A 16013-nucleotide genomic window follows, 5' to 3' on the forward strand; every position below is an offset into this window, starting at 1 on the left:
ACAATCTTCCGCGTGAAGCCCGTCGCCGCCGTCCTGCTCGCCGCGGTCTGCTTCGGCACCACCGGCACCGCACAGGCCCTGCTCGACGTCGACGCCTCGCCGCTGGTGGTCGGGCTGGCCCGCATCGCCCTCGGTGGCGGCCTGCTGGCCGCGGTCGCGCTGCGCCGCCGCCCCGCGGACGCGGGTGCACCCGGTACCGGGCTGCTGGCCCGGGTGCCCACCGGGGTGGTGGTCGCGGCGGGCGCGGCCGGCGTGCTGGCCTACCAGCCCACCTTCTTCGCGGGGACGACGGACAACGGCGTGGCCATCGGCACCGTGGTGGCCCTCGGCTCCGCGCCGGTGGTCACCGGCCTGCTCGACGCCGGGCTGCGGGCGCGGCGGCCCGAGCGCCGCTGGTGGGGCGCGACCGGCCTGGCCCTGGTCGGGCTGGTGCTGGTGGCCGGCGGGTCCGGCGGCGGGTCGGCCGGCGGCGGGGTGCTGTGGTCGGTGGGGGCCGGGGCCTCCTACGCGCTCTACGCCGTCGCGGTGAAGGAGCTGCTGGACCGGGGCTGGTCGTCGGGGCCCGCGGTCGGCGCGGTGTTCGGCGCGGCCGCCGCGGTGGCGCTGCCCCTGCTGCTGGTCGTCGGGCCGGCCGGGCTGCTCACCGCCGACGGCGTGCTGCTGACCCTGTGGCTGGGCCTGGTCACCACCACGGTCCCCTACCTGCTCTTCGGCTGGGGCCTGGCCCGGCTGCCGGCCACCACCGTGGCCACCCTGACCCTCGCCGAGCCGCTGTGCGCCGCGCTGCTCGGCGTGGGCCTGCTGGGCGAGCGGCTCAGCGGCGCGGCGACGGCCGGCGTGGTGGTGCTGGGCATGGGCATCGCCGTCCTCACCGCCCGGCGGCGGCGCACCCGGGTGGTGGCCGGTGCCCCGGCGGCGTGAGGCGCCGCCGGGGCCCACCGCGGTCGACCGGCTGGCCGGCGACCTGCGCCGGCAGGTGCTCGCCGGCGAGCTCGGCCCGGGGGAGCCGGTCCGCGAGGAGGACCTGGCCGCGGCGACGGGGGCCTCGCGGCACACCGTGCGGGCGGTGCTGGCCCGGCTCGCCGACGAGCGGCTGCTGGTGGCCGAGCCCTACCGCGGGGTGCGGGTGACCGCGTTCGCCGACGCCGACGTGGTCGCCCTGCAGGAGCTGCGCGGTGCCCTGGAGAGCGCCGCGGTCCAGCTGCTGGGCGCCGCGCACGGCCCGCGCTGGCCGGACGCCGTCCTCGCCCCCGCCCGGGCCGCGGTCGCCGCGCTCGGCGCGCTGGCCGGCGACGACTGGCCGGCCGTGGCCGCCGCGCACGCCCGGGTGCACACCGCGCTGGTCACTGCCGCCGGGAGCCCCCGGATCACCGAGGCCTACACCCGGCTGCACTCGGAGCTGCTGCTGCTCCTGGTGCACGTGGCGCCGGCCTACGACGTCCCGCGGCTGGTGGCCGAGCACGCGGGCTACCTCGAGGACGTGCAGGCGCGGGGCCCGGCCGCGGTGCGCGACCACCTGGCCGGCAGCACCGCCGCCATCCTCGCCGCGCGGGTCAGCCCGCCGGTCAGCCCGCCGGTCAGCCCGCCGGTCAGCCCACGTGCACGTGCGGGCGGCGGGCCCGGTCGGGCTCGGCCTCCCGCAGCACCTCGCGGGTGACCGGGGCGACCTCCCCGGACCCCAGCAGCAGGAACCGCAGGATCTGGGCCAGCGGGTTGCCCTCGGTCCACTCGAAGTAGATGTGGGGCACCGTGCCGCTGCGGTCGCGGACCTGCAGCAGCAGCGCGGCCAGCGCGTTGGGCACCGAGGACCCGGTCACCGTCAGCACCCGGTAGCGGTCGCACAGGATGTGGCCGCGCACGTCGAGGCTGGTCTCGAAGTCCGAGGGATCGCGGACGGTGACCTCGACGAAGACGACCTCCTCGTCGGGGATGTCGTGGTCGCGGCGGATCTGGTCGAGCTTGGCCCGGTACTCCGCGGCGTCCCGCTCGTCGGGCTCGTTGGCGATCAGCCGGATGCGCCGGTGCGCGCAGTCGCGGACGAACACCTCGGCGGTGGGGTCGAAGGTGACGTCGGTGGTGCGCAGCTCCAGCGAGCGGCGGGACCGGGACACGAAGCTGACGGCCACGATCGCGGCGATGAACAGCAGGCCGATCTTCAGGCCGTCCGGCCGCTCCACGACGTTGGCCACCGTCGTGTAGACGAAGACCGCGGCGACCAGGCCGAAGCCGAGGAAGGCCCGCCGCTGGCCGGCGGCCCGTGCGGAGAGGGTGACCGCGACGGAGGCCGACGTGATGAGCACCAGCACGCCGGTGGCGTAGGCCCCGCCCTGGGCGTCGACGTCGGCGTCGAACAGCCAGGTGATCACGAACGCGACGAGGGTGAGCACCAGGACCATCGGCCGCACCGCGCGGGCCCACTCCGGGGCCATGCCGTAGCGGGGCAGGTAGCGCGGCACCAGGTTGAGCAGGCCGGCCATCGCCGAGGCGCCGGCGAACCAGAGGATCGCGATGGTGGAGACGTCGTAGACGGTGCCGAACGCGCTGCCCAGGTACTCGTGGGCCAGGTAGGCCAGCGCCCGGCCGTTGGCCTCCCCGCCGGGGGCGAAGGCGGCCTGCGGGATGAGCAGCGTGGTGATCAGGCTGGAGGTGAGCAGGAACGCGCTCATGATCAGCGCGGCCGTGGTCAGCAGCTTCTTGGTGCCGGCGATGCGGCCCGCCGGGTCCTCCTCCGTGTCGCCGGGGCGGCCCTTGACCAGCGGCATGACGGCCACGCCGGTCTCGAACCCGGACAGGCCCAGCGCGAGCCGCGGGAACACGACGAGCGCGATCGCGATCACCATGAGCGGGTTGCCGTGCTGGGTGGTCAGCGCCTCGGACCAGTCCGTCACGACCCCGGCCGTGGTGGCCACGTGCCACAGCCCCACCAGGACGACGACCAGGTTCAGCGCCAGGTAGACCCCGACCAACGCCACCGCGACGCCGACCGCCTCGCCCAGGCCCTTGAGGAAGACCGCGCCGAGCAGGGCCAGCAGCACCAGCGTGATGAGCACCCGGTGGTCGCCCAGGCCCTCGGGCAGCAGCGGGTTCTCCACCAGGTGCGCGGTGGCGTCGGCCGCGGACAGGGTCATGGTGATCATGAAGTCCGTGGCGGCGAAGCCGAGGAGCACCAGCACGAAGACCTTGCCGCGCCAGAAGGGCAGCAGCCGCTCCAGCATGGCGATCGAGCCCTCGCCGCGCGGGCTCTCGCGGGCCACCCGCCGGTAGACCGGCAGCGCGCCCAGCAAGGTCAGCGCGACCAGCACCAGGGTGGCCACGGGGGAGATGACGCCGGCGGCCAGGGCGGCGATGCCGGGCTGGTAGCCCAGGGTGGAGAAGTAGTCCACGCCGGTCAGGCACATGACCTTCCACCAGGGCCGGCGGTGGTCGGCCGGGGGCTCCACGTGGGGCCCCGGGTGCGTCTTCACCCGGTGGGCCTGGTCCTGCATGAGCCAGTCGCGCACCGGCTGACGGGTCGCGGTGGCCGTCGTCGGCGCCACGGGGTTCCCTCCTCGTCCGGGGTCCGGGGCAGGACCCGGGACGACGGTAGGAGCGGGTGACCCCCCGGGGACGGCGACCGGCGTCAAGATCCCGTCAAGAACGCGTCAGCGCCGGTGCGGGGAAGGCCACCCGCACCCCCGGGCGCGCCCGCAGCCACCCGGTGAGCGCGGTGAGCGGGCGGTGCAGCAGCCACCAGCCGGCCATCGCCACCACCGCGCCGACCACCAGCCCCGCCGCGACGTCCCACGGGTAGTGCGCGGCGATGTACACCCGGGCGCCGGCCATCAGCACCGCGAGGACGGCGGCGACGGCGCCGATCCGGCGGGACACCAGCCACAGCCCGGCGGCGCAGGCACCGGCCACCACCGCGTGGTCGGAGGGGAAGGACACGTCGGTGGTGCGGGTGGCCAGCACCAGCAGGTCCGGGTGCGCGTCGTAGGGCCGGGCCTCGCCCACCGCGGCGCCCAGGGGCTGGTTGAGCGCCAGGGCCAGCAGCGCGGCGACCGGCGCCCACCCCGCGGCGGCGAGCTCGCGGTCCGACCGGCCGCGGCGGGTCCAGAGGCCGGCGGCGAGCAGGGCGCCGAACAGGACCAGGCCGTAGGTGGCGAACAGCAGCACCGGGGTGTGCAGCCAGCCGGTGCCGCGGGCGAACCCGTCCACGGCCAGCAGCAGGCGGTCGTCGGTGCGGTGCAGCTCGGTCAACGGCGGGCTCCTGGCGTGCGGCGGCGGGACCGGCACACGGTGCCCGCCGCCGCTGCCGGGAGCCTGTGCCGACGCTGTCGGCAACCCGTGGGCTCAGGGGCGGGGGAGCGGCCGCAGCACGGTCACCAGCAGCCAGATGACCCCTGCGGTGAGCACCATCGCGCCGGGGATGTGCACCCAGAGGGTGTCCCGGCCGCCGACCGCGGCCTGCGCGATGGTGGCCAGGAAGACCACGACGGCCAGCACGGCCAGCCCGACCCGGGCCCGGCCCTGCCGCCACAGCACGATCGCGGCGAGGGCGCCGATGCCGGAGAAGACGTGCAGCGCGAGGGCGCCCGCCGCGTGCAGCTCCTCGGGGCCACCCCGGGGGAACAGCTGGCCGGCGGTGACGAACTGGAACAGCACGCCCAGGGCGGTCAGCACGGTGGCGACCTGCAGGACGCGGACGACGGCGGTCGGTGCGGTGGTGCCGGAGGCGGCGGTGGCTCGGGTCATGCGCGCAGTGTGGGGACGTGGCACCGGCGACCGCCCGCCCGGGCGCCGGATGCACACGCGATGCACAGGTCAGGGTCGCCAGGCGCTGCGGCGGAGCAGGCGCAGCCCGTTGAGCGCGACGAGCACCGTCGAGCCCTCGTGCCCGGCGACGCCCAGGGGGAGCGGCAGGTGGCCGACCAGGTCCCAGGTGACCAGCACGGCGATGACCGTGCCGGCGAGCACCAGGTTCTGCACCACCACCCGGCGGGCCCGGCGGGACAGCCCCACCAGCGCGGGCAGGGTGGCCAGGTCGTCGCGCACCACCACGGCGTCCGCGCTGGCCACGGTCAGGTCCGAGCCCACCCCGCCCATGGCCACGCCCACGTCGGCGGCGGCCAGCGCGGGGGCGTCGTTGACGCCGTCGCCGACGACCAGCACCCGGTGGGCCTGCGCCTGCAGCCCGCGCACCGCGGCCACCTTGTCCTCGGGCAGCAGGCCGGCCCGGACGTCGGTGATGCCCAGCTCGGCGGCGAGCGCGGAGGCCGCGCGGGGACCGTCGCCGGTGAGCAGCACCGGGGCCCGGCCCAGCGTGCCGCGCAGCGCGGCGACCGTGGCCGCCGCCTCGGGGCGCAGCCGGTCGGCGAGGGCCAGCCACCCGGCCGGCGCGCCGTCCACGGTGACCGCGACGACGGTGCGGCCCCGCTCCTGCTGCTCGCGGGCGGTGGCCGGGTCGGCGGCGGCGACCGCGACCACCGCGCCGTCGACCGTGCCGGTGACCCCGCGCCCGACGGCGGCCCGGAACCCGGTCACCGGGCGGAGCGCCAGGCCCCGGTCCCGGGCGGCGGCCACCACGGCCCGGCCGACCGGGTGCTCGCTGGGCGCCTCGACGGAGGCGGCGAGGGCGAGCAGCTCCTCCTCGGTGGTCCCCGCGGCCGGACCGGTGGCGACCACGGCCGGGGTGCCGTCGGTGAGGGTGCCGGTCTTGTCCACCACGACGGCGCTGACCTGGCCCAGGCCCTCCATGGCCACCGCGGAGGTGACCAGCACACCGCGCCGGCCGGCGGTGGCGATCGCCGACAGCAGCGGCGGCATGGTGGCCAGCACCAGCGCGCACGGCGAGGCCACGACCATGAAGGTCATCGCCCGCAGCAGCGCGTCCTGCAGCTGCGCACCCAGCAGCAGCGGCACGGTGAAGACCGCGAGCGTGGCCACGACGACGCCGACCGCGTAGCGCTGCTCCACCTTCTCGATGAACAGCTGGGTACCCGCCTTGGTCTCCGCCGCCTGCTCCACCAGCGCGCCGATGCGGGCCACGACGCTGTCGTGGGCGGGGCGGCCCACCCGGACCACCAGCGCGCCCGTGCCGTTCACCGTGCCGGCGAAGACCTCGTCGCCGGGGTGCCGGTCCACCGGCAGGGGCTCGCCGGTGATCGACGCCTGGTCGACCTCGGAGGCGCCCTGGACCACCCGGCCGTCGGCGGGCAGCCGGTCACCGGGGCGCACCAGCACCCGGTCGCCGACCTGCAGGTCCGCCGCCGGCACCCGCTCCTCGCCCCCGTCGGTGAGCAGGGTGGCCTGCTCGGGCGCGAGGTCGGTGAGCGCCGAGACGGCGTCCCGGGTGCGCCGGGTGGCGAAGGCCTCGAGCGCGCCCGAGGTCGCGAAGATGACGATCAGGAGCGCGGCGTCCAGGGCCTGGCCGATCGCCAGGGCGCCGGCCGCGGCCAGGACCATGAGCAGGTCGACGTCCAGGGTCCGCGCCCGCAGCGCCTCCCACCCGGCCAGCGCGGGCTCCCAGCCGCCGGCGGCGCAGCAGGCCAGGTAGGCCGCCCACACCACCGGGGTGGGGGCGCCGGCGAGCTGGAGCACGAGGCCGGCGAGGAACAGGCCCAGCGACAGCGCCGCCCAGCGGACCTCGGGCAGGGTCGCGGCCACCGCGATGCCCGCCCCCCGGTGGGTCGGGCGGGACGGGGGCCGGTCCAGGGTCGCGGTCACCGGTGGGACAGTACCTGCGCATGCGCGAAGGTGTGCAGGTGCGCATCCGCCTCCGGACGGGCAGGGGTCCGGCACGGAGGACCGCGCCGACCGGCTGGCAGGGTGGGGGCGTGCCCGTCGCCGCGCTCGTCCTGGCCGCCGGGGGCGGCTCCCGCTACGGCATGCCCAAGGCCCTGGCCCCGCTGCCCGACGGGGAGCTGTTCGTCGAGCGCGCCGTGCGCACCGCCCGGGCCGCGTGCGACCCGGTGCTGGTGGTGCTCGGCGCGTCGATGGTCGAGGTGTGGCAGCGCGCCGACCTGACCGGTGCCACCGTCGTGGGCAACCGCGACTGGGAGACCGGCATGGCGTCCTCGCTGCGCACCGGCGTCCAGGGCCTGCAGGCGCTCGGGTCGGGCATCGAGGCGGCCGCGGTGATGCTGGTCGACATCCCCGGCACCACCCCGGAGGTCCTGCAGCGCCTGGTGCCGCACGCCGCACCCGGGGCCCTCGTCGTCCCCACCTACGACGGCGTCCCCGGGCACCCGGTGGTCATCGGGCGCGACCACTGGGCCGGGGTCGCGGCGTCGGCGACCGGCGACGAGGGGGCGCGCGCCTACCTGCGCGCCCACGAGGTCACCGAGGTCGACTGCACCGGGCTGGGCGACCCCACCGACCACGACACCCCGCGCGCGTAACGTCGCCGCCGTGATCGCCGCCATCAGCGACCAGCCGCTGGACGTCGCCGCCCACGAGGCCGCCGTCGCCCACCCCGCGGCCGGGGCCACCGTCAGCTTCGCCGGCGTCGTCCGCGACCACGACGGCGGGAAGTCGGTCACCGAGCTGGAGTACGTCGGCCACCCCACCGCCCAGGCGCTGGTCGAGGAGATCGCCGCCGAGTTCGCCGCCCGGCCCGAGGTGCACGCCGTCGCCATCAGCCACCGGGTGGGCCTGCTGGGCATCGGCGACGTGGCGCTGGCCTGCGCGATCTCGGCCAGCCACCGGGGTCAGGCGTTCACCGCCTGCGCCGAGCTGGTCGACGAGGTCAAGGCCCGGTTGCCCATCTGGAAACGGCAGGTCTTCGTGGACGGTGCCGAGGAGTGGGTGGCCTGCCCCTAGGCTGTGCGGGACCTGGGGGGGTGGCGGTGGTCGCGGAGGCCGGCACGAGCGTCCTCGAGGGCATGCCCATGGGCTTCGTCCAGGTCGCCGCCGACTGGCGGATCACCTACCTCAACGCCGCGGCCGAGCGCGCCTTCGGCCGCCGCCGCGCCGACCTGCTCGGCCGCAGCGCCTGGCAGGCCTTCCCCGGCAACGAGGAGAGCCCGCTCGGCCGGGCCTACCGCCGGGTCGCCGCCACCCGCCGGGCCGAGGTGCTGGACTCCTTCTCGCCCGCGCGCGACACCTGGTTCGAGGTGCGGCTGGTGCCCGCCGAGGGCGGCCGGATCAACGCGTTCTTCACCGACAGCACCGCCCGGCACCGCACCCAGGAGCGGTTGGCGGTGCTGGCCCGGGTCAGCGCCGAGCTGGCCGACACCCCCGACGCCGTGCAGACCATGAGCCGCATGCCGCGCCTGCTGGTGCCGGTGCTGGCCGACTGGGCCGTGGTCACCGTGCTCGACGACGACGGCCGCCCGCGCGACGTCGGCTGCTGGCACCGCGACCCGGCGATGCGGCCGGTGCTGGCCCGCTACAGCGAGCTGCGGCTGGGTGCGCTCCCGGTCACCGCGCCCCTGGTGCGCTCGATGCACACCCAGGAGACCACCCCGGTCTCCGCCGCCGAGGTGCACGGGAGCCTGCCGCCGGGCGAGGCCCGCGACCTGCAGCGGCGGCTGGCCACGGGCGGCGGCCTGTACGTCCCGCTGCTCGGCCGCGGCCGCACGCTCGGGGTCATCACGCTGTGGTGGCAGCACGGCCGCACCCCCGACGCCGAGGACCTTGCCGCCGCGCGCGAGGCCGCCGAGCGGATCGGCCTGGCGCTGGACAACGGCCGCCTCTACCGCCTGCAGGCCGCGCTGGCCGAGGAGCTGCAGCGCAGCCTGCTCACCCAGCCGGTGCAGCCCGCCGGCGCCGAGGTCGCCGTCCGGTACACCCCGGCCGCCGAGGCCGCCCGGGTGGGCGGGGACTGGTACGACGCCTTCCGGTCCCCGTCGGGGGCGATGGTGCTGGTCATCGGCGACGTCGTCGGCCACGACACCGCGGCGGCCGCCGCGATGGGCCAGCTGCGCGGGCTGCTGCGCGGCATCGCCACCTACTCCGACGCCGGCCCCGGCGAGGTGCTCCGCGGGCTGGACGCCGCGATGGTCCAGCTCGCCTTCCCGACGCTGGCCACCGCGGCGGTGGCCCGGCTGACCGAGGACGGCGCGGGCGGGGCCGAGCTGGTGTGGTCCAGCGCCGGCCACCTGCCGCCGCTCGTGCTGGGCCCGGACGGCGACCTCGCCGAGCCCGCGCCGTGGCCCGGTGACCTGCTGCTCGGCGTGGACAGCGGGGCCCGGCGGACCGAGCACCGGGTGCAGCTGGCGGCCGGGTCGACGGTGCTGATGTTCACCGACGGCCTGGTGGAGCGGCGCGACGAGGACCTCGACACCGGCCTGGACCGGCTGCGTGCCACGGTGGCCGAGCTGGCCGACCGCCCGCTGGAGGAGCTCTGCGACGAGGTGGTCGACCGGCTGGTGCACGGCCGGCCCGACGACGACGTCGCCCTGGTCGCCGTCCGCCTCGCCTGACCCGCACCCCCGGGCACCCCCGCCGGGGGTGGCCGGACATCCCCCACGGTGGCCGCACGTCCTAGTGGTGTGCCACCGTCAGGGATGTCGGGCCACCCCGGGGGGAGGCGGGGTCGGGAGGTGCCGGTGCGCGGGTCCCGGGTGGGCGGGTCAGTCGTGGGGGACGGTGCCGTCGTGGAAGGTGGTCGCGCCGGCCCTGCGGGCCTCGACGTCGTCCAGCCGCTCGCGCACCCGCTGCGCCACCTCGACGTCCCCGGCCGGGCCGGCGGTGGTCAGCCGGTCGGCCGCGGCGACGGCCGGCGCGTCGAGCACGGCGTCGACCAGCTTGCTGCGCGTGCCCGGCGGCAGGTGCCCCGGCTCCACGTGCAGGGCCGCCACGGCCGAGCTGTCGGCGGCGACGACGTCGGCGCTGGCCACCACCCGCCCCTCGGCCTCGACCTCGACGTGCTGGGTCTCCTCGGCTGCGTCCACGGCGTCTCCAACGGTTCCGGCGGTCTCGGGAACGGTGGCGCGTCGGTGCACCACGAGCAGGGTCCCGGGCCCGCCGACCTGCGGCAACCCGACCGGCGCGTCGGGCGTCAGCGGGTGCCGGCGAGCCCGTCGTCGTCGGGGGTGCGCCCGTGCTCGCGGGCCTCGAGGGCCTCCTCCTCGGCCTCGCCCTCCAGCCGGCGGGCTTCCCCGGCGGCCTCGGCCGCGGCGTCGCCGTGCGACTCGCCGTAGACCTCGGTCGCCCGGCCCACCAGCTCCTCGGCCTTGGCCTTGGCCTTGTCGAACAGGCTCATCTGCCCCTCCTCATCGGTGCACGCCGTCGCGGATCTCGCCGACCAGCTCCTCGAGGATGTCCTCGAGGGCGACCACGCCGACGACCCGACCAGCATCGACGACGGCGGCCAGCTGCGCACGGTCGCCCTGCATGGTCTGCAGCGTGCTGCGCAGGTCGCTGCCGGCGTCCACCCGGGGGAGCGGGCGCTGGATGCCGGCCACCCGGACGTCGGGCTCGCCCTCGGCCACCAGCACGTCCTTGACGTGCACGTACCCCGACAGCTCGCCGTCGGTGACCACCGGGAACCGGGAGAAGCCGGTCGCCGCGGCGGCCCGCTCGACGGCGAGCGCGTCGTCGGCGGGGGAGAGCACGGTCAGCTGCTCGCGCGGGATGAGCACCGTCCGGGTGTCCCGGTCCTCCAGGGTGAGCGCGCCGGTGAGCAGGTCGTGGTCGGTCTGGTCCAGCAGCCCGCCCGCCCGCGACTCGTCCAGCAGCCCGGCGACCTCGTCCCGGGTGAAGGAGCTGGTCACCTCGTCCTTGGGCTCCACCCGCAGCAGCCGCAGCGCGGCGTTGGCCAACGCGTTCAGCAGGACGATGACCGGCTTGAGCACGGTCACCACGGCGGCCAGCGGCGGGGCCAGCGACAGCGCCGCGCGGTCCGGCCCGGCCAGCGCGAGGTTCTTGGGCACCATCTCGCCGATGACCACGTGCAGCGCGACCACCACGGTCAGCGCGAGGACGAACGAGATCGGGTAGACCGCCCCCTCGGGGACGCCGACCGCGTCGAAGACCGGCTCCAGCAGGTGCGCGACGGCCGGCTCGCCGATGGCGCCCAGGCCCAGCGAGCAGACGGTGATGCCCAGCTGCGCGCCGGCCATCATCATCGACACCTGCTCCATCGCCCGCAGCGTCGTGCGGGCCCGCCGGCTGCCGGCCTCGGCCAGCGGCTCGATCGAGGACCGGCGGGCGGAGATGAGCGCGAATTCCGCGCCCACGAAGAACGCGTTGGCGGCCAGCAGCACCACGGCCAGCAGCACGCCGAACCAGTCACCCACGGTCGGCCTCCTCGTCGGTGGTCTCGTCGGCCGGTGCGGGCACCAGCTCGCCGAGCCGGGCGCGGTCCACCCGGGCGCCCTCGACCGCGGTCACCTCGACCCACACGCCCCCGGGGTGGCCCTCGGCCTCGTCGGCGTACTCCGGTGGCAGCACGCGCTCGGCCTCCACCCGGTCGCCCACCTCGGGGATGCGGCCCAGGTGGTGCAGCACCAGCCCGCCGACGGACTCGTAGTGCCGGTCGGCCGGCACGGTCAGCCCGGTGGCGGCGGCGACCTCGTCGGGGCGCAGCAGCCCCGACACCGACCAGGTGCCGTCGCCGAGGTCGACGACGTCCTCGGTGCCGGCGTCGTCGTCGTGCTCGTCGGAGAGGTCGCCGACGAGCTCCTCGACCAGGTCCTCGACGGTGACGACGCCGTCGGTGCCGCCGTACTCGTCGACCACCACGGCCATCTGCAGGCTGCCGCGGCGCAGGTCGACCAGCAGGTCGTCGAGCTGCCGCGAGGTGGGCACGAAGAGGGCCTCGACCATGACGTCGGCGACCTGCACGGAGCCGCGCTCGGGCCGCGGGACGGCGAGGGCGTGTTTCACGTGGACCAGCCCGACCACGTCGTCCACGCCGTCGGGGCCGGTGACCGGGAACCGGGAGTGGCCGGAGACGCGGGCGCTGGCCAGCACCACCGCCACCGGGTCGTCCCCGCGCACCGTCGTCATCCGGACCCGGCGGGTGGCCACGTCGTTGGCACGCAGCTCGCCGAAGGCCAGCCCGCGCTCCAGCAGGGCCGCCGTGCCGGCCTCGAGCGTCCCGGTGGACCCCGACCGGCGGACCAGCGAGGTCAGCTCCTCGGGCGACCGGGCCGAGGCCAGCTCCTCCTGCGGCTCGACGGAGAAGACCCGGCGCAGGATGGCGTTGGCCCAGCCGTTGAGCAGCCGGATTACCAGCGCGGTGCCCTTGGTGAACCCGCGCTGGAAGCCCGAGACGGTGCGGGCCACCTCGTAGGGCTTGGCGATGGCCAGGTTCTTGGGCACCAGCTCGCCGAACACCATGGTCAGCGCGGTGGCGAGCACCAGCGCGAGGGTGATCGACACCGACCGGGCGGCACCGCCCGAGAGCCCGACGGACTGCAGCGGGCCGGCCAGCAGCGCCGCGATCGAGGGCTCGGCGACGAAGCCGATGGCCAGGTTGGTCACCGTGATGCCCAGCTGGGCACCGGAGAGCTGGGTGGACAGCGTACGCATGGCGGCGAGCACGCCGTCGGCGCCGCGCTCGCCGTCGGCGGCGCGGCGCTCGACCGAGGCGCGGTCGACGGTGACCAGCGAGAACTCGAACGCGACGAAGCCGGCGCACGCGGCGACCAGGAGCAGGCCGACCGCGACGAGCAACCACTCGGTCATGCGGGCACCCGCCGGTGGGGGTCGGCGGGTCGGGGACTGTGAGGCAGCGAGCTCACGAGCGGGGTGGATCAGCCTCCGGCGAAGGGGGGCAGCACGTCGACGACCGCCCCGGGGTGGAGTGCCACCGCGCGGTCCCGGGTCGACGTCCCGTCGACCAGGAAGGAGCACGCGGTCAGCACGCGCTCCAGTTTCGCACCGTGGTCGTCCACGATCTGCCCCACCAGCTCCTCCAGCGTGGTGGCGTCGCGCACCTCCGTGTCGGTGCCCACCGCGGCGCGGGCCCCGGCGAAGTACCGGACGGTGACCGACCCCGTGCCCGGCACCGTCAGCCCCCGATGGCCGACATGGGCCGGCTGGGCTGCAGGAACGAGGGGTCGTCGATGCCGTGGCCGGGCAGCTTGGTGAGGGTGGCGATCCGCCAGCGGTCGGCCAGCTCGGCGTCGGTGGCGCCCTCGCGCATCGCGGTGCGCAGGTCGGACTCGTCGCGGGCGAACAGGCAGTTGCGGATCTGCCCGTCGGCGGTGAGCCGGGTGCGGTCGCAGGCGCCGCAGAAGCTGCGGGTGACCGAGGCGATGACGCCGACGGTGAGGTCGGTGCCGTCGACCAGCCAGCGCTCGGCCGGGGCCGCGCCGCGCTCCTCGACGTCGGGGACGAGGGTGTGCGCGGCGGTGAGCCGGGCCAGGATGTCCTCGGCGGTGACCATCTCGCCGCGGGTCCAGGCGTGGTGGGCGTCCAACGGCATCTGCTCGATGAACCGCAGCTCGTAGCCGTGCTCGAGGCAGTACTCCAGCAGCGGGACGGCGTCGTCCTCGTTGATGCCGCGCAGCAGCACGGCGTTGACCTTCACCGGCGTGAGCCCGGCGTCCTTGGCCGCCTTCAGCCCGGCCAGCACGTCGGGCAGCCGGTCGCGGTGCGTGAGCTGCTCGAACCGCTCCCGGTCCAGGGTGTCCAGGCTGACGTTGAGCCGGTCCAGGCCGGCGTCGGCCAGCGCCGGCGCCATCCGGGACAGCCCGATGGCGTTGGTGGTCAGGCTGACCTCGGGGCGGGGGGCGAGGGCGGTGGTGGCCGCGACGATGCCGGTCAGGCCGGGGCGCAGCAGCGGCTCACCGCCGGTGAACCGGACCTCCCGGATGCCCAGCTGCTCGACGCCGATGCGGACCAGCCGCACGACCTCCTCGTCGGTGAGCTGCTCGACCTTGGGCAGCCACTGCAGGCCCTCGGGCGGCATGCAGTAGGTGCAGCGCAGGTTGCAGCGGTCGGTCAGCGACACCCGCAGGTCGGTGGCGGTGCGGCCGTGCCGGTCGACCAGTCCGCCGGTGCCCGGGGCCGGCGCGGGCGCCCGCACGACGGGGTCGGGGAGCGGGCTGTGCGTCGTCACCCGCCCGACTGTAGAGCGGCCGGTCGCGTCGTCCGGCGGCACCGTGCGCCCGGTCACACCTGCTACCGCACGTGCGGTTCGGGTGAGCCCGAGGACCCGCACCAGCGGGTTGCACGGCGTTGCGTCAGTGCGTGAGCGTCAGCTTGACGACGACGACGAGCAGCGCCACCGCGGCGGCGACCGCCCCCACGGCGACCGCGCGGCCGAAGGGCACGTCGGCCTGCAGGCGCCGGTAGACGACGCCGATGCCGGCCACCCGGACCAGCCCGACCGCCGCGGCCAGCGACTGGGCCCACGCCTCGGAGAGCACCCCGGCCGAGCCCGCCCACAGCAGCGCGGCCGGCAGGGCGCCGGAGCTGAGGATGGGGGTCGCGTCGCGCACGGCCTCCCGCAGCTGCCGGCCCCGCCCGCCGGTGACCAGCGACCCCACCGAGTGGGCCAGGACGTGGGCGAGGAAGGTCGAGAGCACGGTGCCGACGACGACCAGCGCGCCGGCGCCGGACGCCACCGCCTCCGGGTAGACCCCGACGACGGCGGCCAGCACCAGCACGGTGCCGTAGACGTAGGCCGACACCCGGCTCTCGGCCCGGTGCGGGTCGACGTCGAGGCGCCGGCGGGTGAGCGGCAGCACCACACGAGGCCTCGGCACGGCGCCATTCTGCGTGGACGGGGTCGTTAGCATCGGCAACGCCACCCGGGAACACGGCAGGCCCCCCTGTCTCCGCCTGTGGCCAGGAAGTCGAGATCGATCCCGTGCGCAACCCCTTCGCCCCGTACGGCCGCATCTTCGCGGTCCCGGGTGCCCGTTCCTTCTCCTTCGCCGGCTGGCTCGCCCGCGTCCCGATGTCCAGCATGGGGCTGGGCTCGGTGCTCATGGTGGCCGGCGAGTCCGGCAGCTACGGCCTGGCCGGCGCCGTCTCCGGGACCCTCGCGCTGGCCTTCGCCGTCGGCAGCCCGCAGTGGGCGCGCGGCATGGACCGGCTCGGCCAGGGCCGGGTGCTCGCGGTGTCGGCCGCGGTCTACCTCGTCGTGGGGCTGACCTTCGTCGGCGTCGTCGTGGGCGGTGCGCCGCTGTGGTCGTGGTTCGTGCTCGCCGCGCTGACCGGGGCGTCCGGCGCGAACGTGGGCGCCGCCGTCCGGGCGCGGTGGGCGCACGCGCTGCCCGGTGCCGACGCGCGGCAGACGGCGTTCGCGTTCGAGTCGGTGGTCGACGAGGTGGTCTTTGTCGTCGGCCCGCCGACCATCACCTTCCTGGCCGCGCTCATCGCGCCGCCGGCCGGGTTCGTCGTCGGGTTGCTGGTCGGCATCGCCGGCACGGTCTGGTTGTCCCGGCAGACGGCCACCCAGCCGCCGGTGCACCGCGCGGCGCCGGGGTCGGGGCGGTCGGCCACCTCGGTGCTCAGCCCGGCGCTGCTCGTCGTCGCGGTCGCCTACCTGGCGGTGGGCACCGTGTTCGGCGCGATGGACGTCGTCGTCGTCGCCTTCGCGCAGGAGCAGGGCCAGCCGGTGATGGCCGGCGTCGCGCTGGCCGCCTACGCCGCGGGCAGCCTGGTGGCGGGCCTGGTCTACGGCATCCTCACCCTGCCCGGGTCGCTGCTGGCCCGGTTCGTCGGCTGCGGGCTGCTGTTCGCCCTGGCCACCCAGACCCTGTTCCTCGTCGGGTCGGTGCCGGTGCTGGTGGTCGCGGTCTTCCTGGCCGGGCTGACCATCGCGCCGGTGCTGGTGTCGGGCATGTCGCTGGTGGAGTCGCGGGTGTCGCGCTCCGCGCTCAACGAGGGCCTGACCTGGACGTCGACCGGCCTCACCCTGGGCGTGACGGCGGGTGCCGCGGTCGCCGGCGCCGCGGTCGACGCCTGGGGCGGGCAGCAGGCGTTCCTGGTGCCCGCGGTCGGCGCCGCGGCGGCCGGCCTGCTCGCCCTGCTCGGCGGTCTGCTGGTCCGCCGCCCCGCACCCGCGGCCGAGCCCGCCGGCCTGGACGAGGTCTCCCGCACCCCCTGAGGCACCCCGGCGCCGTCTGGTT

At 76.4% G+C, this 16013-nt stretch carries 17 protein-coding genes; 6 read left to right on the forward strand and 11 right to left on the reverse strand.

Annotated features, from left to right (window positions below; translation table 11 throughout):
* Nucleotides 1-12 precede the first annotated feature (12 nt).
* Together BLT39_RS04390 and BLT39_RS04395 are read left to right on the forward strand one after the other, a co-directional pair.
* Nucleotides 13-921, forward strand: a complete 909-nt coding sequence (locus BLT39_RS04390) for a DMT family transporter (protein WP_091059547.1) — start codon at nt 13-15, stop codon at nt 919-921.
* Nucleotides 905-1657 (forward strand): GntR family transcriptional regulator, encoded by a 753-nt coding sequence (locus tag BLT39_RS04395; RefSeq protein WP_091059551.1) that lies wholly within the window; start codon nt 905-907, stop codon nt 1655-1657. The genes BLT39_RS04390 and BLT39_RS04395 overlap by 17 nt, the downstream gene beginning before the upstream one ends.
* Here the strand turns inward: BLT39_RS04395 and BLT39_RS04400 are convergent.
* From BLT39_RS04400 to BLT39_RS04415, 4 genes are all read right to left on the reverse strand, one after another.
* Nucleotides 1590-3536, reverse strand: a complete 1947-nt coding sequence (locus tag BLT39_RS04400; protein WP_091059555.1) for an APC family permease — start codon at nt 3534-3536, stop codon at nt 1590-1592. The two genes, BLT39_RS04395 and BLT39_RS04400, sit on opposite strands and share 68 nt — an antisense overlap.
* A 94-nt stretch (nt 3537-3630) precedes the next feature.
* A complete protein-coding gene (locus BLT39_RS04405; RefSeq protein ID WP_091059559.1) occupies nt 3631-4239 on the reverse strand; it encodes a phosphatase PAP2 family protein in 609 nt (202 codons plus the stop codon).
* A 93-nt stretch (nt 4240-4332) separates the two neighbouring features.
* Nucleotides 4333-4734: a hypothetical protein gene (locus BLT39_RS04410; protein WP_091059562.1), complete on the reverse strand. Its 402-nt coding sequence runs from the start codon at nt 4732-4734 to the stop codon at nt 4333-4335.
* A gap of 69 nt (nt 4735-4803) precedes the next feature.
* Complete coding sequence (locus tag BLT39_RS04415; protein WP_091059565.1) at nt 4804-6705, reverse strand: heavy metal translocating P-type ATPase; 1902 nt, start codon at nt 6703-6705, stop codon at nt 4804-4806.
* Between the two features lie 110 nt (nt 6706-6815).
* Here BLT39_RS04415 and BLT39_RS04420 point away from each other — a divergent pair, with 110 nt between their 5' ends.
* From BLT39_RS04420 to BLT39_RS04430, 3 genes are read left to right on the forward strand one after another with little or no spacing between them, the layout of a single operon-like run.
* The gene (locus tag BLT39_RS04420) at nt 6816-7379 is read left to right on the forward strand and encodes a nucleotidyltransferase family protein (protein WP_242658157.1); all 564 of its coding nucleotides are present in this window, start codon (nt 6816-6818) and stop codon (nt 7377-7379) included.
* 10 nt (nt 7380-7389) lie between these two features.
* Entirely contained in the window at nt 7390-7800 is a 411-nt protein-coding gene (locus BLT39_RS04425) for a molybdenum cofactor biosynthesis protein MoaE (protein ID WP_091059568.1), read from the forward strand.
* A 20-nt stretch (nt 7801-7820) separates the two neighbouring features.
* Nucleotides 7821-9404 carry a SpoIIE family protein phosphatase gene (locus tag BLT39_RS04430; protein WP_242658158.1) on the forward strand — a complete coding sequence of 528 codons (1584 nt, stop codon included), beginning with the start codon at nt 7821-7823 and terminating at the stop codon, nt 9402-9404.
* 150 nt (nt 9405-9554) lie between these two features.
* Here the strand turns inward: BLT39_RS04430 and BLT39_RS04435 are convergent, their stop codons facing one another.
* From BLT39_RS04435 to BLT39_RS22240, 7 genes are all read right to left on the reverse strand, one after another.
* Entirely contained in the window at nt 9555-9875 is a 321-nt protein-coding gene (locus tag BLT39_RS04435) for a hypothetical protein (RefSeq protein WP_091059572.1), read from the reverse strand.
* Nucleotides 9876-9982: 107 nt separating this feature from the next.
* Nucleotides 9983-10186 carry a hypothetical protein gene (locus BLT39_RS04440; protein WP_091059576.1) on the reverse strand — a complete coding sequence of 68 codons (204 nt, stop codon included), beginning with the start codon at nt 10184-10186 and terminating at the stop codon, nt 9983-9985.
* Nucleotides 10187-10196: 10 nt separating this feature from the next.
* Nucleotides 10197-11222 carry a hemolysin family protein gene (locus BLT39_RS04445; RefSeq protein WP_091059579.1) on the reverse strand — a complete coding sequence of 342 codons (1026 nt, stop codon included), beginning with the start codon at nt 11220-11222 and terminating at the stop codon, nt 10197-10199.
* Entirely contained in the window at nt 11215-12615 is a 1401-nt protein-coding gene (locus BLT39_RS04450; protein ID WP_091059582.1) for a hemolysin family protein, read from the reverse strand. The genes BLT39_RS04445 and BLT39_RS04450 overlap by 8 nt, the downstream gene beginning before the upstream one ends.
* Before the next feature lie 68 nt (nt 12616-12683).
* Nucleotides 12684-12938, reverse strand: coding sequence for a MoaD/ThiS family protein (locus BLT39_RS04455; RefSeq protein ID WP_091059585.1), 255 nt, complete (start codon nt 12936-12938; stop codon nt 12684-12686).
* Between the two features lie 2 nt (nt 12939-12940).
* Nucleotides 12941-13993 carry a GTP 3',8-cyclase MoaA gene (gene moaA / locus BLT39_RS04460; protein WP_207507615.1) on the reverse strand — a complete coding sequence of 351 codons (1053 nt, stop codon included), beginning with the start codon at nt 13991-13993 and terminating at the stop codon, nt 12941-12943.
* A gap of 124 nt (nt 13994-14117) precedes the next feature.
* Complete coding sequence (locus BLT39_RS22240; RefSeq protein ID WP_165640150.1) at nt 14118-14642, reverse strand: hypothetical protein; 525 nt, start codon at nt 14640-14642, stop codon at nt 14118-14120.
* A 104-nt stretch (nt 14643-14746) separates the two neighbouring features.
* Between BLT39_RS22240 and BLT39_RS04470 the strand changes: the two genes are divergently transcribed.
* Complete coding sequence (locus tag BLT39_RS04470; protein ID WP_242658159.1) at nt 14747-15991, forward strand: MFS transporter; 1245 nt, start codon at nt 14747-14749, stop codon at nt 15989-15991.
* Nucleotides 15992-16013: the final 22 nt, after the last annotated feature.

Source organism: Klenkia brasiliensis (genome assembly GCF_900100695.1).
Classification (GTDB): Bacteria; Actinomycetota; Actinomycetes; order Mycobacteriales; family Geodermatophilaceae; genus Klenkia; species Klenkia brasiliensis.

What these genes read in the sequence shown, in the direction of transcription:
- BLT39_RS04410 (WP_091059562.1), bottom strand. Translation starts at nt 4,734, where the DNA reads ATGACCCGAGCCACCGCCGCCTCCGGCACCACCGCACCGACCGCCGTC.
- BLT39_RS04440 (WP_091059576.1), bottom strand. Translation starts at nt 10,186, where the DNA reads ATGAGCCTGTTCGACAAGGCCAAGGCCAAGGCCGAGGAGCTGGTGGGC.
- BLT39_RS04450 (WP_091059582.1), bottom strand. Translation starts at nt 12,615, where the DNA reads ATGACCGAGTGGTTGCTCGTCGCGGTCGGCCTGCTCCTGGTCGCCGCG.